Genomic DNA, 15,599 nt, shown 5'->3' with positions numbered 1-15,599 from the left:
CACGGAGCTAGCCCAATGACGACTGAGCAAAAATATATTGTCGCCCTCGATCAGGGAACCACAAGTTCACGAGCGGTGGTTTTAGACCACGATGCTAATATTATCGGTGTATCACAGCGTGAATTTACTCAGATCTACCCTCATGCCGGTTGGGTAGAACATGACCCAATGGAAATCTGGGCAACACAGAGTGCCGTACTGGTTGAAGTGCTGGCTCAAACGGGTATCAGTTCTGATGAAGTGGCTGCTATCGGGATTACCAACCAGCGTGAAACCACCATTGTCTGGGATAAGGCTACCGGTAAACCTGTTTATAACGCTATCGTCTGGCAGTGCCGCAGAACCGCCAGCATTTGTGAACAACTAAAGAAAGAGGGCATGACCGACTATATTCGTGAAAATACCGGTCTGGTGGTCGACCCCTACTTTTCCGGCACCAAAGTAAAATGGATTCTCGACCACGTAGAAGGCGCTCGCGATCGAGCCAAACGTGGCGAACTGCTGTTTGGTACCGTTGACACCTGGCTGGTGTGGAACATGACTCAGGGCCGTACCCACGTCACCGACTACACCAACGCTTCTCGTACCATGCTGTTCAATATTAAAACCTTACAGTGGGATGAGCGCATGCTGGAAGCGCTGGATATTCCACGAGAAATGCTGCCAGAAGTTCGCCCATCATCTGAAATCTATGGCAAAACCAACATTGGTGGAAAAGGCGGAACACGTATTCCAATTTCCGGTATGGCGGGTGACCAGCAGGCGGCCCTGTTTGGTCACCTGTGCGTTCAGCCTGGCATGGCGAAAAATACCTACGGTACTGGCTGCTTCCTACTGATGAACACCGGTAAGGAAGTGGTTAAGTCAGAACATGGTCTGTTGACCACTATCGCCTGTGGCCCGCGCGGTGAAGTGAACTATGCACTAGAAGGTGCCGTATTTATTGGCGGAGCCTCTATCCAGTGGCTACGCGATGAACTGAAACTATTTAACGATGCGATGGACTCCGAATATTTCGCTACCAAAGTGAAAGACAGTAACGGCGTTTACGTCGTACCTGCCTTTACGGGCCTTGGCGCACCCTATTGGGATCCGTATGCTCGCGGTGCTATCCTCGGCCTGACCCGTGGCGTTAACTCAAACCACATTATTCGCGCAACGCTGGAATCTATCGCTTATCAAACTCGCGACGTACTGGATGCCATGCAAGCAGATGCGGGAACCCGTCTGAAAGCCCTTCGGGTTGATGGTGGAGCCGTCTCCAACAATTTCCTGATGCAGTTCCAATCAGACATTCTCGGTACTTCAGTGGAACGCCCAGCAGTGCGTGAAGTCACCGCATTAGGTGCAGCTTATCTTGCAGGTCTAGCGGTTGGCTTCTGGAGCGATCTGGAAGAAGTGAAGAGCAAAGCAGACATTGAGCGCGTATTTAAACCAGGCATTGAAACCACTGAACGTAACTACCGTTACAAAGGTTGGCAGAAAGCCGTGGCGCGCGCCCGCGAGTGGGAAGAGCATGATGAGTAATATTGCTCTATGAGACTTATTTAGAATCAGCGAATGAGAATATCCCGACCGTAAAACAAATTGCCGGTATTATCTTTGTGCACGGTCGGAAAACCATCGCACTCAATAACAGTGCGTATCGAACTTAGTCCAACGATTACCCTAATGAAAGTTAAAGGGCCGGTATACGGCCCTTTAATCTATGGATTATTCGCTCACCGCGCCATTCCACCACGTTTTAACTGTGATAAGATCCCGGCAGTTTTTTACGCATCTTAATTCTTCAATATATTACGGATCCCAATACATGAAACGTGAACTTGCGATTGAGTTTTCTCGCGTCACCGAGGCTGCGGCACTGGCAGGTTATCGCTACTTAGGCCGTGGCGATAAAAACAAAGCTGACGGCGCGGCGGTTGAAGCCATGCGGATCGTGCTCAATCAGGTCAATATCGACGGTGAAATTGTCATCGGTGAAGGTGAAATCGATGAGGCACCGATGCTGTATATTGGTGAAAAAGTTGGTACTGGCAATGGCGATGCGGTTGATATTGCGGTAGATCCTATCGAAGGAACACGGATGACCGCTATGGGGCAGGCCAATGCGCTGGCGGTATTAGCGGTAGCGGAAAAAGGGGCGTTTCTGCATGCGCCTGATATGTATATGGAAAAATTAGTCGTTGGCCCCGGCGCTAAAGACACCATCGATCTGAACCAACCGTTAACCGAAAACCTTAAGCGTATCGCATTAAAACTCAATAAGCCGTTGTCTGAGCTGACAGTGATTACCTTGGCGAAGCCCCGTCACGATAAAGTGATTGAAGAGATGCAACAGCTTGGCGTTCGAGTATTTGCCATTCCTGACGGTGATGTAGCCGCCTCTATCCTAACCTGTATGCCGGACAGTGAAGTCGACGTGATGTACGGCATCGGTGGTGCGCCGGAAGGGGTTATTTCTGCGGCGGTTATTCGCGCGCTAGATGGTGATATGCAATCTCGCCTGTTGGCTCGTCATCAGGTTAAAGGCGACAGCGAAGAAAACCGCCGCATTGGCGAGCAAGAGCTGGCGCGCTGTAAACAAATGGGGATCGACGCGGGTAAAGTACTCACACTGGGAGATATGGCCCGTAACGACAATATCATTTTTTCCGCCACCGGCATCACCAAAGGTGATTTACTGAATGGCATTCAGCGCACCGGCAATATGGCAACCACCGAGACGCTGCTGATTCGAGGTAAATCGCGTACCATCCGCCGTATTCAGTCGATTCACTATCTGGACCGAAAGGATCCGGCGCTGTGTGATATCTTGCTGTAATGAGTTATCTCGGTACAACGTTCGTCCACTGGCAATACAGTGGACGAACTATTTTGTGATTCATAACAAAATATCAAACACCATATTCATTCTGGTAAGCCTGAATCGCCACCAGATGTTGCGCCATCTCCGGCTTCTCTGCCAAATATTCCACTAAATCGTCCAGCGTGATAATGGCGATCACCTCACACTGGTAGTCGCGTTTTACTTCCTGAATGGCAGACAGTTCGCCACGACCCCGTTCCTGACGATCCAAAGAGATCAACACACCGCTTAACGAAGCATCGTGCTGTCGAATCACGTCCATTGACTCGCGAATAGCGGTACCAGCAGTGATCACATCGTCTACCAGCATCACACGACCCGTCAAAGGGCTACCCACTAAGTGCCCACCTTCGCCGTGATCTTTCGCTTCTTTACGGTTAAAGCAATAAGGTACATCGCGGTCGTGGTGTTCGGACAAAGCCACCGCCGTGGTGGTCGCAATCGGAATGCCTTTATAAGCCGGGCCAAACAGCAAATCGAACTGAATACTCGAATCCACCAGTGCTGCCGCGTAAAAACGCCCTAATAAAGCCAGATCGCGGCCAGTATTAAAGAGACCCGCATTAAAAAAGTAGGGGCTAATTCGTCCTGATTTCAGGTGGAATTCACCAAACTTTAATACCTGCTTGTTAAGGGCGAACTCAATAAACTCGCGCTGATAGGGTTTCATAAACGGTATCTCCTCAACCGATCACACAACGTTAAATCGTAAAAATTCGATCGTAAAAAAAGCGACGTCTCCGCCGCTTTTCAACTTATTGTTCAAGGACTGCTTTTTGCGCCTCGATGATAGTCTCAATTCCCTGACGCGCCAGCGCCAACAGGCTCAACAGCTCCTCATGGGTGAAGGGTTCCCCCTCGGCAGTGCCCTGTACTTCAATCATGCGACCATCGTCGGTCATCACCACATTCATGTCAGTTTCTGCAGCAGAGTCTTCCACATATTCCAGATCGCAAACCGCTTCGCCACCCACAATACCAACGGATACCGCAGCTACCATACACTTCATCGGATTTTGCTTCAGCTTGCCATCGGCAACCAGCTTGTTCAATGCATCGGCTAACGCGACACAGGCGCCTGTAATAGAAGCCGTACGAGTGCCGCCATCGGCCTGTAGTACGTCGCAGTCTAACGTAATGGTAAATTCACCCAACTTAGTCAGATCCACAGCAGCACGCAGTGAACGGGCAATCAGACGCTGAATTTCCAGCGTTCTACCACCCTGCTTGCCTTTTGCCGCTTCACGCGGGTTACGGGTATGGGTTGATCGCGGTAGCATACCGTATTCCGCAGTAATCCATCCTTGCCCCTGACCTTTCAGAAAACGCGGTACGCCTTCTTCAATGGTGGCAGTACATAAGACTTTGGTTTCGCCAAACTCTACCAGAACAGCGCCTTCTGCATGCTTTGTGTAGTTGCGGGTAAGGGTGATAGGGCGTACTTGTTGAGCACTTCGACCTTCTGGACGCATGCAATAATCTCCGCTGATTTAGTTTCAGGATTAGCTCAGGAGGTGTTCCACAGTAGCTTCTCGATAATACTGAGGAACACACCCTGCTTCTGTGACCGCGCATTATACTGATTTCGCGGCCTAATGCCTATCATGGGTTGGTAAACTTTGCGGGGTATAAAGTGGTTTTACTTAGCGCTGACAGATAAATAGTGTGGAGTATGATGATTTGATAAAGATTAAATAAAAAGGGCTGCAATCAATGATTACAGCCCTTTTACTTAACTATTATTAGAACTTATTAGAACTTATATTTAAATCCAACGGTAACCGCCGTGTCGCTATAACCATCATTACCCAGTTGCTGGGCCACGTTAGTCCACAGATTCACATGCTTATTCAGTTGCCCTTCGGCTCCCACCTTCAGTTCACCAATGTTCGCGCTTCCCGCCTGCTTGATAGCCACGCCGTCCATGGTGGCACCCGCCTGTTCGGTGTTGTGCAGCCAGTTGGCTTCGGTATACACGGTAAACAGTTTGTCGCTGCCTTTGTCCATATCGCTCACGCCATCACGGGATAACTTCACGCCCAGACGCGTCTGAACATTGTTGTTACCGTCAGAGCTCACCCGCGTGCCGTTGGCTTCCTTATGGTCATCGGCTTTGATACCGTTCCACGTGATTTGCGCCTGTGGGGTCACAAACACGTTACCGTTTTCACCTTGATAGACCGGGATACGATAGCCGCTTTCAACCGAGGCGCTCAGCCCATTCATGTCGTAGCTTTCACTGGAAAGTTGGTCACCGTGCACCGACGCATTCAACATGCTGTACTGTACCCAGCTGTCAACATACAGACCGTCCAGCGTTTTCGCATCCTGATACCACGTGGCGTAAACGCCGCCGCTGTAACCATCGACTTGGCCTCGGGAGTTATAACCACTGCGGTGATTACGACTCTGGCTGTCTGACTTACCGTAACCTAACATCAAGCCAACGCCTAAACGGTCAGTATCAGTAAACTGAGTCTGCGCCACTTCACCGCCGCCCTGTACCACATAGGTATTGGTCGCGGTTTTAATTTGCCCGCTGTTATCTCTGAACTTATTACGGTCTCCCTGCTGACGCAGCCACATACTGGAGTTCTCTGCCCGACCTTCACGGTCTTCTAAACGCAGATTAAACATCTTGTTGGCTGCCGCCATATTCGCCATATAACTTCCCGCTTCCGGACGCACAACGCTGTTGGTCGGGGTCGGAGTGACTGGCGTCACCGGGGCTACTGGTGTATCTGGCGTCTCTGGATTAACCGGGGTGTCTGGATTAACCGGCGCTGGCAACACTGAACGCAGGTACCAATCACCGTCGTTCGGCGTCGAAACACCACCTTTATTCAGGAAGTATTCATACGCACCCGCCACCGCACGGCCTTTCAGCGTAAACTCGCCGTTCGAGCTGCCACCCACATCGATAAGTTTAATCCCTTCGACGGTTTGGGCTCCCTCACCGCGGGCGCTCATGACCACAACCTGACTCTGTCCGGCGGTATCGCCTTTGATAATCAGTTTATCCGTCGCGGAGTTGTCATCGCCCAAATCGGTATTAAAGGTCACGGTGCCGTTATTGCCGGTATAGTTACCGTTGATGGTAAATTCACTCGGTGCACCGCCCGTTAACGCACGGCCCATCGTCAAGTTACCGCTGTTGTCCACATTACCCACCACCTGACCGTAACCACCTAATGTACCCTGCTCGGTGATATTCACATTGCTGGTCAAGATGGCCTGTGATGCGGTGCCTGACGTTCCACCCACCTGCAACACCCCATTCTCAATGGTGGTCAGCCCGGCCGAGACGTTGTTACCGTCTAACAGAACGGTACCCGTGCCGCGTTTCACCACGGTGCCACTGCCGTCGACGGTGTTATTCATCGCCCACTGGTCTGCCGTATCCAGCACAAAGGTGCCGTCATTGTGAACCGTTGACGACCCCAATTGCTCACTGGCCGTGCTGGTCAGTGTGGTTCCGCTGGTGGTGGTGAAGGTACCGGCATAGTCGGTGTTATTTCCGCCCAAGGTGATGTCTGCGTCCTGCGTTAACAACACGTCACCCTGAGTGCCTTTCAGGCTGTTGAGCAAGGTGCCCGCCGCGCCGTCCAGATTCAGTGTACCTTCATTATTAATCACACCCTGACCTAAGCCCTGAGGCTGCGTCACGCGGGCGGTTGCCCCGGCGTTAATGTCGGTGGTCCCGGTGAATCCACTGTTGTTCTGGGTCAGGGATAGCGTATCCCCTGTCAGGGTCAACTGACCTGCGCCCGCCAGACTACCGTCAACCTGTCCACCGTGCGTCACGGTCAGGTTACCGTTGTCCAGATTCAGTTGGCTGGTCTGCGCCGTCGCTAACTCACCCACGGTCTGGGTTTTACCATTAACGTTCGCCGTGGTGCTGTCAGCTAACGTCAGTTTGCTGGTTTGTCCTAATGCGTTATCAGTCCCCAGCGTCAGGGTTCCGGTTTGCAGGTCGGTCTCGCCGGTGTAACTGTTGGTGACATTGCTGATGGTCAGCGCGTCCGCGCCATTACCCGCCACAATCCCTAAGTCGCCACTGCCGATAACCTTAGCGGACAAGGTTTTTTCCGTGCTGTCGGCGGTATTAATCACCAGTTTGTCGGTGCCGCTGGTTAACAGGTCAAGCTGAGTTAAGCCATACGCCACGTACAGGCCATTGCCCTTATCTCCGCTGGTGGTTAAACGATAATCATAGGTCCCATCGGCGGCATGAACCCCGTTCTGACTGATGGCGCTGACACTGCCATTGCTGATAGCGGCCCCGTTTTCATCAATCAGTTGCAGCGCACCCGCCCCACCGATTGCCGTCTGAGCAGAGACTAACTGCACCAATGTTTCGTTCTGCTGGTCCAGCAGGCCGAGGGTTTTATTCACCACCGGCACGGTCGCGTTATCAAAACTGCCCTTGGTGACCTGAATTTTACCGATACCCGATGCATCCAGCGTACCCGCCACCGCAATAAAGCTATCCGACGTAACCGCATTCGGAATGGTCACCCCGAAATTCATCGTACCGCCGTCGATGCTTAAGCCACCGATATTCTGAATGCCGTTGCCGACCGTGGTGGTGTTATTGCCCATCACCGACAGCGTCGCTTTGGTCAACGCCGTGGTATTCAAGCCCGAAAGCGCAAACTCCGCGCTGTTCATATTCACCCGTCCGGCAAACTGATTGCCCGCCGCCGCGCCGAAGTCGAACTGGGTACCCGACGTCACGTCAATCTTACCGTTGCCGCTCAAGGCATGGTTCAGGGTGTAATCCGCCGGGGCCGCAATGGCCAACGTTGACGTGCCGTCAATACTGATTGACCCCGCGCCGCCCGCCGTATCGGTCATCTTGATTAAATCAGCGGTGTTAATGGTTGAACCATTAATCAGCTTCATGTTTTCAAAATGGTCAATATCACTGGTCGCGCTCAGGGTATGCGTTGCGCCATCAAAGGTCACCGTATCCGCGCCGCCGCCAATCCCCCCCTCTAGGGCGGTAAAGGCCGCATCGCCTTTCACGGTCACATTGTTAACGCCTGTAGTCCCGCTGACGTTCACCACCGTTGAACCGGCGTTCAGGGTCACATTATTGGTGCCTGAACCCAGCGCGATATCGCCCACAATCGTGCCGCTGTTCGTCACGGTGTTATTGCCCGTGGCAGAAATGATGTTACCGGTGATGCTCGCGCCCGCCGCGTTAGTGGCGGTGTTGGCACCAGCACCCAAATCAACCACCCCGATAATCTTACCGGTGTTGCTCAGGGTTGAATCCTGCGCATCAAAGGTCAACGCCGCCCCAGTCGCACTGGCCGCATTGATTTCACCGCTGTTGGTCACGGACTTCGTCGCACCCAGATCAACCACGTTGGCGGTTGAAGCGGTGTTCAGTTTGCCGGCGTTCTCAAAGGTCGAGACACCACTTAATGCCACCGCAGAGCCGCCACCGGCCGACACGGTCACATTGGCCGCATTTTTCACCTCGCCATTGCCGGTGTGTTTCACCGAAATCCCGGTACCATTAGCGCCAGTCACGTTGATATTCAGGGCGGACGAGCCTGACAGGTCAACATTGTTGCCCATGGCCGCACCCGCCGCGTCTTCAAACGCCAGACCCGTGCCAGAGCCGGCCACATTGATGGTGCCGCTGTTGGTGGTGTCTAACGACGCCGAAGTCCGCACACCCTTGCCGTTCATCACGTCAATCGTGGTGTCATTTAACTGAATACCGGCAATATTTCCGGCATTCTCAATGCCGTTACCGCTGGCACCGGCGGCGTTAACGATCAGATGTGCACCGCTAACGGTTAAGCCGGTCGCGCCGCTATCGACTAACACCGCATGTGCCGTGCCCTGACCCTCAACCGTATTCACGCCCGAGCCAACCAGATTGAGGTTCGCTCCCGTGCCTAGCTCGACCGCAGCCTTACCGTCGGTGGCCAAGATCGCCCCACCGTTATTTTGAACCGTGGCCTTCGCCCCTTCCACATAGACGGCCGTGCCGTTGGCTGAAATGTTGGCGGTGTTGATGAACGTCCCATCCAGCACCTTCACGGCCTGACTGTTAGCACCTTGGAAATTGATGGTGCCATTGTTGGTCAGGATCCCCTGATTCTGAGTAATAAAGCCGGTCGCCCCTGCCGTGGTGGAGTTGAGGGTAGCGTCAGAATTGAGTTTAGAGCCGGTGTTGGTGTTCAGTACCGTGACGCCATCAATCGCGTATTCGTTACCGTCTACCGTCCCGACGATAGTGTTGGTTCCCGTCAGGTTGACGGTGGTTCCCGCTTTAAGGTTTCCTTCCGCGCCGCCTTGTACCAATACCGCCATGGCGTTGTCACCACCGACATTGAAGGTGGAGCCCGACAATGCCGTCACGGTGGTGCCCGCACCCGTCGCCCAGATACCCCGCGAGCCAGTTCCTGTTGCCCCCATGTTCAACACGCCTGATTGAGTCGCGCCATTTTCAAGGCGGATCAGGGTGGAGTTTTTACCGGAAGCCACCAGGCCTGTACCCGAAGTATTGGTGTTAATGGTGGAGCCTGCACCGGATACCAGGAAGGCTATCTGATCGGTGATACCGGTAGGCTCGGCGGCAAACGTCACCGCTGAAGTCCCGGTCAGGTTAACTTTAGCACCGGCGGTGGCACTCACGCCCACGGCACCTTGGCCCTGCATGTCGATAGTCCCTGCGGACATATTCACCGTCACCGCCGAACCGGTTGCGGAGATACCGGTTGTGCGATCGGCATTGGTGCCGCCTTTGAGCACCAGACTACCGGTGTTGTTCAAGGTGGTGGCCGCGCCTGAGGACGAAGCACTCAACCCCACAGAGCCGTCTTGAACGGTGATTGAGCCTGAGTTCCCCCCGGTTGAGCCTTCAAGTACCTGAATACCCGTGGTCTCTTTACCGGTGAAGACAATATTGCCCGAGTTACTGACTGATGCGCCATTTTTAGCAATGTAGCCGGTCACCTTATCTAAGGTGGAGTTGAGGTTCGCTTGTGCAACCAGCAACGTCCCGGTGCCAAAACCTGCCGCACCGGCTGCCAGCGTACCGTTACTTAAGGTTCCGGCGATTGGCGTGCCCGTGGCTGAGCCATCCAGCGCGTGCTTTTGTCCATCAACAACGCCAGCTACGGAGCCCGCGCCGGTTAAATTAATGGTAGCAGTAGAGGCAATCTTACCCTGTGCGCCCCCTTCAACCAACACCGCCACCGCGTTTTCGCCGCTGGTGTTAATGGTCATGCCGCCGGAGTTGAAGGCGGACACATCAGTGCCAGTACGGCCAGTCACCAGAACAGCGGTGGAATCTTTACCCGATGCGGTCAGGATTGAAGAAGCACCCGCCCCGCCGGTAAAGTCTGCGCCATCTTCCATACGGAACAGCGTCGAGCCTTCCGTTGACACATCCTGTGTGCCAGTGCTGGTATTGTTGATGGTCGCACCGGTGCCGTAAGCAAAATAGCCGATCTGCTTGGTGCCACCAGAGAACACAACATTGCCCAGCCCTGAAACTGCCACACCACCCGCTGAACGGGCATGAGCACCAATAGCACCATCACCGGACAGATTGACTGTACCCGACAAATTGACCAAAGAACCACTGCCCTCTGACCAGATGCCATAATTACTCAGCCCCGAAGCGGCATCTGCGCCCCCAATAACATTGATCGTCCCCGACGATTGTGCTCTACCACCGGTCAACGTTTTAATACCAACCACGTTGATACCCGTCAGGTTGATAGTGCCACTGTTATTGACGACCGCAGCAGTGGCAGAGTTCGTACTAAATATACCGATATTCTGAACCGGTGAGGCGTTATAATGCCCACGCACCTCAATCGTACCGCTATTAACCAGATTGGCAGGACCCGCGCCATTGGCCCAGATGCCCCAGCCATTCTGTACCTTATCACCAATGATAATGGTACCTTTATTGTCAACAGTCGTGCCCCAATCGGCTTGAATGGCAACAGCCCCGTTCGGTTGCGCGACATCCGCACCGCCGCGACTCATCGAATCTCCGTCAGTCACCGTAGAGGCTCCACGACCAAGATAGACCAAACCATCCGTATCGTTGACGAAAGAGCTACCATTGCTGAGCAGTACCCCTGTTGGTTGGCCTACCCCAATTTGAGTCGTCGTCCCAATATTCACCGCGCCATGGTTGACAATAGCCCCGCCAGTACTTGCCCTCACCCAATAGTTATTGGCACCAGTACCGCCGACCGCCCCATAAGCGGCTAGATTCACGGTTCCATTATTTTCATACAAACTCCCAACACCTGTTATAGTGTCATAGTTCATATTAACACCGTAGCCTTTATCTGAAAAAGCAAGAGACCGTACGCCGTTATTGACAAATTTACCGCTACTCTCAACAACAACGCCGGTATTCAGGCTCCAACTCGTTACAGTACCGTTATTAGTAATCGTCCCACCATTTTGCGCCTGCAATAATATGCCACCCATATCGCCACCAGACCCAATTGCCATACCACCGCCAGCCGCGATGTTACCAAATGAGTTAGCGCCATCGGCACGCATGGCTATCCGAGTTCCGGCCGGAACCATCAATGGATCGGTAGCAATATCGATCGGACTGCTCTGCGGATTAACGTTATAGGTGTAAGACGTATTGGTGTAGGCCTTCGCTACCGCAATGTTGTAATTGGTTTGAGCAGCAGAACCGCTACCCAAATTACCGGCTGCTAATTGACTGGCCAGCCAATTGTTATAGGTTTGGAAACTGGCTAAATCCGTCACGGTGTGTTGTGTGACCGCGCCCTTGGCGTCTGTCACGCTAAATGTACCGTTATAAGAGGATAACGCGGTGGATCGCGTATAAGGCTGCAAGCTAGCCTCTGTTACCGATGAGTCGGTGCGACCAAAAAGAATCGTATTATTGGAGTTCCAGTTTGCGGTTCCGTTGGTGACATCAACATAGACCGTATCCTTAACGGAGGCATTACCAATAGTTCCTGCCACATTGAGATTTAATGTGCCGCCACTGGCGACATTTGCCATCTGCGCTGCGACAAAAGGACCTTTACCCGATGCAGTCGGAGAATAAATCACGGCAAAAGCATTGAGAGACCCACCCGGCATTTCGGTGATGCTATCATACGTCTTGACGGTTGTGTAACTCTGCGTCACCGGATCGTAGACTGCAATGCCCTTATTCTGCGAACCAAGAGAGATACCCATTCTTCCATTCGGGTCAATTCCGCCGGTAACATACCCGGCGTTATATCCACCTATCAGGCTATAATAAGACCCATTTGTAGGCGTCCCTTCCGTCCAACTCATATCTCCCGTCAGATTGACGGTATCAGAGCCGACTTCAATGCTTTTCGCCCCATAATTCGCATTTGTTGGCGTGTAGGCAGTCGCAGTGATATCTGTTGCATGAGCAGAAGAAGTGGCATAGAGAAACGTTAATAAACTCGTGCCAAATATGTTGCGTAACTTACACGTTATCCCCTTGAACTTGCCCATAGCAATTTCAGGAACAGCTACCCAACTGGAGGTTTGATCACTCCAAATCAATCGATATGTTTGATCACTAAGAGATGCCGATGATGTTAACCCCACGCCAGTCGATGTCTTCGATGCCGCACTTTTGGTTTTTCCCCGACCTAACTCAGAAGTAACAACCCACAGCCCTAACGTATTGTTCCAAATAATACGATATATTTTATTCATTAATAACTCCCAAAAATGATAGTACGATCCTTGTATTCAAACTATATCGTTATTTAATGAATTAACGATCTTCGTCTGATAGCTTAATCTATTATGTTCACCACAGGCACACCCTACAGACAGCGGCAGGCCTGAGGCTAAAAAGATAAGGTTGTCACATTGATGCGCTACACAACGCCCTTAACTAGGGGGATTCTCTAAGAAAATTATGACTAGCCGTATTTTTAAAAGCGCGGCTTACCTCTATTCGCGCGAGATTGTAATCCAGTTTTTATTTGCCAATTATCCAAAAAGCGAAATAACGTAAAAAGTTACAAAATAGTTTCATTTTAATTATTCGATAATTTCATACGTGTTTTAATAAAAAATAATTATTCATAAATATAAATTTAATTAGAATCACAAACATGGGGGAAATTTAAGATAATTAGCATTACCTAATTAGTAACACAGGTGATTTTCTTTAACAAAAAGAACACAACCCCCTAATCAAATAGAGTTATTTATTTCGTATTGAATATGTTCAAACAAGTATTTAATTATTATTTATTAACCCTTTTCATTTAGACATAGATTTTTAGTTTATTTCCTAACCCTAGAGGATTTAACAAAAAAATAACAATTAACTGATGGCCTGTTTTTCATTCGCCCGTATAGCCTGACTGTCGTTTATATGATGAGCCTCTACTTTGTTAAGTCAAAGACCCTCTAATATCGTGGTAGACTGACTTCGTTGATTATGGCGCTAATTTTAAGTAGCCTGAATCTATAGACGTATATACATTCAGCCAAGTATGGTTTGGCACTCAAAGGTATAATCTTTTTTCTTCGACAAACGGGTACCTGATTATGATCCGCAGTATGACCGCTTATGCACGCCACGAAACCAAAGGGGAATGGGGTAGCGCAACCTGGGAACTCCGTTCCGTTAACCAGCGTTATTTAGAAACATACATCCGCCTGCCAGAACAATTTCGCAGCCTAGAACCGGTAATTCGTGAGCGCTTACGTACGCGTCTGACCCGTGGAAAAATCGAGTGTAACCTGCGGTTTGACATTGATCCTTCCGCTCAAACCGAGATGATGCTAAACAAAGAGCTGGCCCAACAACTGGTGCAGGCCGCCAATTGGGTGAAGATGCAGAGCGATGAAGGAGAAATTAATCCGGTCGATATTCTGCGCTGGCCGGGCGTGATGTCAGCAAAAAGTCAGGATTTGGATGCGATCAGTACCGAACTGATGGAATCACTGGAGATCGCCATTAACGAATTTATCGATGCCCGCGAGCGTGAAGGCGCGTCACTGAAGACCCTGATTGAACAACGTCTGGAAGGGGTAAGTTCTGAAGTGGTAAAAGTCCGTGCCCGTATGCCTGAAGTTATGGCTTGGCAGCGCGAACGACTACTCAGCAAGCTGGAAGAGGCGCAGGTACAGTTAGACAATAACCGTCTGGAGCAAGAGCTGGTGATGCTGGCACAGCGCACCGATGTCGCCGAAGAGCTGGACCGCCTTGAAGCACATGTGAAAGAGACTTATGCCATTTTGAAAAAACCGGAAGCCGTTGGCCGCCGTTTAGACTTTATGATGCAGGAGTTCAACCGCGAGTCGAATACGCTGGCGTCGAAGTCGATTAATTCAGAGGTGACTGCATCGGCGATTGAGTTGAAGGTGTTAATTGAGCAGATGCGGGAGCAGATACAAAACATTGAGTAGCGTTTCATACTGACTCACAGACTCTCACTACATCCCCGAAATATAACTAAGTCCGTGTAAATACGGGCTTTTTTTAATTTCATGAAATCTCACGAGGTTCTCGCACCACACCCAGTAACCACGGGCGCTGACGCTCAACAGCCAACAAAAACGACTCACGGAATGGAAAGCCGATAATTTAATCACCATGGCCTATTTCAGCGGCTTTTCCGCACAAAAAATGGCGCCGCTTTTTTTAGGATAGTTTTATCCTCTTCCAGTTCGGCGATTTTGACCTTAAGACGGCGGATTTCCAATTCGTGCACAGAAAGTTGAGGTGCATTGGAAAATGCAGAATCTAGTTTACCCTGATATCGTTTTTTCCAGTTGTAGAGCGTATTTTCTTTGATATCAAGTTGTTGAGCCATGTGGACAACGGATTTGCCACTTTCAAGCAACAATGCAACGGCTCTGCGCTTGAATTCAGGGGTATAAAGTTATCTTGTCATAATGACCTCGTATTCGTGTATTGATTTGAAAACAAGGTGGGCATTAAATTAAGGACAAATCACTCTTTCAGAGTACCCGCCTTCAAGATTCAGTTGAATAAAATGCACAATATACGTACAACTTAAATGTACATTTTAGGAGATACATCATGCGTACATACACCTCAACCCAAGCCCGCGCTAATATCTCAGAAGTGCTGGATGCGGCCACTCATGGTGAACCGGTTGAAATCACTCGCAGAGACGGCAGCTCCGCCGTCGTTATCAGCAAGGCTGAATTCGAGGCATACCAAAATGCTAAGTTGGATGCGGAGTTTGATGCGATTATGCAGCGTCATGGGCATACGGTAGAGGCGCTGACCAACCGATGATATGGGTCAGCGCACAGGAAGTCATCGCTTTCCACGATCGCATATTGCAGCGGCTTCCCGGCGTTACAGGTCTATCCGATCCCGGCAGAGCCGAAGCACTCATCTACCGGGTGCAAAACCGTACGCATCATGAAGGCGTTACCGATGTGTTTGAACTGGCCGCCACTTACTGGGTAGCTATTGCTCGTGGCCATATCTTTAATGATGACAATAAACGCACCGCATTTTTCGTTACTATGGCCTTTCTTTACCGCAACGGCATCAAGATCCGTGATAACGACAATACGCTGGAAAACTTAACGGTAGAGGCTGCGACAGGTGAGAAGACCACTGACCAATTAGCACAACATTTACGGGAGCGAGTGACAATTTTATCCCAACACGTTAGGCACTCTCGTACTCCGTGTACTTAAGTGTGTACTTACCCCAAAAATAGATTAATAAAAA

Annotated in this window: 9 protein-coding genes; 5 read left to right on the top strand and 4 right to left on the bottom strand. The window is 50.9% G+C overall.

Features of this window, described 5'->3' with window-relative positions:
* The first annotated feature begins 15 nt into the window (after positions 1-15).
* Both glpK and glpX read left to right on the top strand, forming a co-directional pair.
* Positions 16-1,527, top strand: a complete 1,512-nt coding sequence (gene glpK, locus HYN51_RS00615) for a glycerol kinase GlpK (protein WP_108901080.1) — start codon at positions 16-18, stop codon at positions 1,525-1,527.
* A 286-nt stretch (positions 1,528-1,813) separates the two neighbouring features.
* The gene (gene glpX / locus HYN51_RS00610; protein ID WP_108901079.1) at positions 1,814-2,824 is read left to right on the top strand and encodes a class II fructose-bisphosphatase; all 1,011 of its coding nucleotides are present in this window, start codon (positions 1,814-1,816) and stop codon (positions 2,822-2,824) included.
* A gap of 73 nt (positions 2,825-2,897) precedes the next feature.
* On the opposite strand, the gene pyrE is transcribed toward glpX, so the two are convergent.
* The 3 genes from pyrE to HYN51_RS00595 form a co-directional block, all read right to left on the bottom strand.
* Positions 2,898-3,539, bottom strand: a complete 642-nt coding sequence (gene pyrE / locus HYN51_RS00605) for an orotate phosphoribosyltransferase (protein ID WP_108901078.1) — start codon at positions 3,537-3,539, stop codon at positions 2,898-2,900.
* An 85-nt stretch (positions 3,540-3,624) separates the two neighbouring features.
* The gene (gene rph / locus HYN51_RS00600; RefSeq protein WP_108901077.1) at positions 3,625-4,341 is read right to left on the bottom strand and encodes a ribonuclease PH; all 717 of its coding nucleotides are present in this window, start codon (positions 4,339-4,341) and stop codon (positions 3,625-3,627) included.
* Between the two features lie 280 nt (positions 4,342-4,621).
* Positions 4,622-12,580 carry an autotransporter outer membrane beta-barrel domain-containing protein gene (locus tag HYN51_RS00595; protein ID WP_108901076.1) on the bottom strand — a complete coding sequence of 2,653 codons (7,959 nt, stop codon included), beginning with the start codon at positions 12,578-12,580 and terminating at the stop codon, positions 4,622-4,624.
* An 849-nt stretch (positions 12,581-13,429) separates the two neighbouring features.
* Between HYN51_RS00595 and HYN51_RS00590 the strand changes: the two genes are divergently transcribed.
* Entirely contained in the window at positions 13,430-14,293 is an 864-nt protein-coding gene (locus tag HYN51_RS00590) for a YicC/YloC family endoribonuclease (RefSeq protein WP_108901075.1), read from the top strand.
* 197 nt (positions 14,294-14,490) lie between these two features.
* On the opposite strand, the gene HYN51_RS00585 is transcribed toward HYN51_RS00590, so the two are convergent.
* The gene (locus HYN51_RS00585; protein WP_230514075.1) at positions 14,491-14,730 is read right to left on the bottom strand and encodes a transposase; all 240 of its coding nucleotides are present in this window, start codon (positions 14,728-14,730) and stop codon (positions 14,491-14,493) included.
* Positions 14,731-14,930: 200 nt separating this feature from the next.
* Between HYN51_RS00585 and HYN51_RS00580 the strand changes: the two genes are divergently transcribed.
* Together HYN51_RS00580 and HYN51_RS00575 are read left to right on the top strand one after the other, a co-directional pair.
* The gene (locus HYN51_RS00580; protein ID WP_108901073.1) at positions 14,931-15,152 is read left to right on the top strand and encodes a type II toxin-antitoxin system Phd/YefM family antitoxin; all 222 of its coding nucleotides are present in this window, start codon (positions 14,931-14,933) and stop codon (positions 15,150-15,152) included.
* Positions 15,149-15,565, top strand: a complete 417-nt coding sequence (locus tag HYN51_RS00575; protein ID WP_108901072.1) for a type II toxin-antitoxin system death-on-curing family toxin — start codon at positions 15,149-15,151, stop codon at positions 15,563-15,565. Before HYN51_RS00580 ends, HYN51_RS00575 begins: the two co-directional genes overlap by 4 nt.
* The last annotated feature ends 34 nt before the right edge of the window (positions 15,566-15,599 follow it).

Origin of the sequence: Limnobaculum parvum (assembly GCF_003096015.2) — a bacterium.
Lineage (GTDB): Bacteria > Pseudomonadota > Gammaproteobacteria > Enterobacterales > Enterobacteriaceae > Limnobaculum > Limnobaculum parvum.
The sequence above is the reverse complement of the archived record's forward strand: the minus strand, read 5'-3'. Positions and strand labels throughout refer to the sequence as shown.

What these genes read in the sequence shown, in the direction of transcription:
- glpK (WP_108901080.1), top strand. Translation starts at nt 16, where the DNA reads ATGACGACTGAGCAAAAATATATTGTCGCCCTCGATCAGGGAACCACA.
- glpX (WP_108901079.1), top strand. Translation starts at nt 1,814, where the DNA reads ATGAAACGTGAACTTGCGATTGAGTTTTCTCGCGTCACCGAGGCTGCG.
- pyrE (WP_108901078.1), bottom strand. Translation starts at nt 3,539, where the DNA reads ATGAAACCCTATCAGCGCGAGTTTATTGAGTTCGCCCTTAACAAGCAG.
- rph (WP_108901077.1), bottom strand. Translation starts at nt 4,341, where the DNA reads ATGCGTCCAGAAGGTCGAAGTGCTCAACAAGTACGCCCTATCACCCTT.
- HYN51_RS00595 (WP_108901076.1), bottom strand. Translation starts at nt 12,580, where the DNA reads ATGAATAAAATATATCGTATTATTTGGAACAATACGTTAGGGCTGTGG.
- HYN51_RS00590 (WP_108901075.1), top strand. Translation starts at nt 13,430, where the DNA reads ATGATCCGCAGTATGACCGCTTATGCACGCCACGAAACCAAAGGGGAA.
- HYN51_RS00580 (WP_108901073.1), top strand. Translation starts at nt 14,931, where the DNA reads ATGCGTACATACACCTCAACCCAAGCCCGCGCTAATATCTCAGAAGTG.
- HYN51_RS00575 (WP_108901072.1), top strand. Translation starts at nt 15,149, where the DNA reads ATGATATGGGTCAGCGCACAGGAAGTCATCGCTTTCCACGATCGCATA.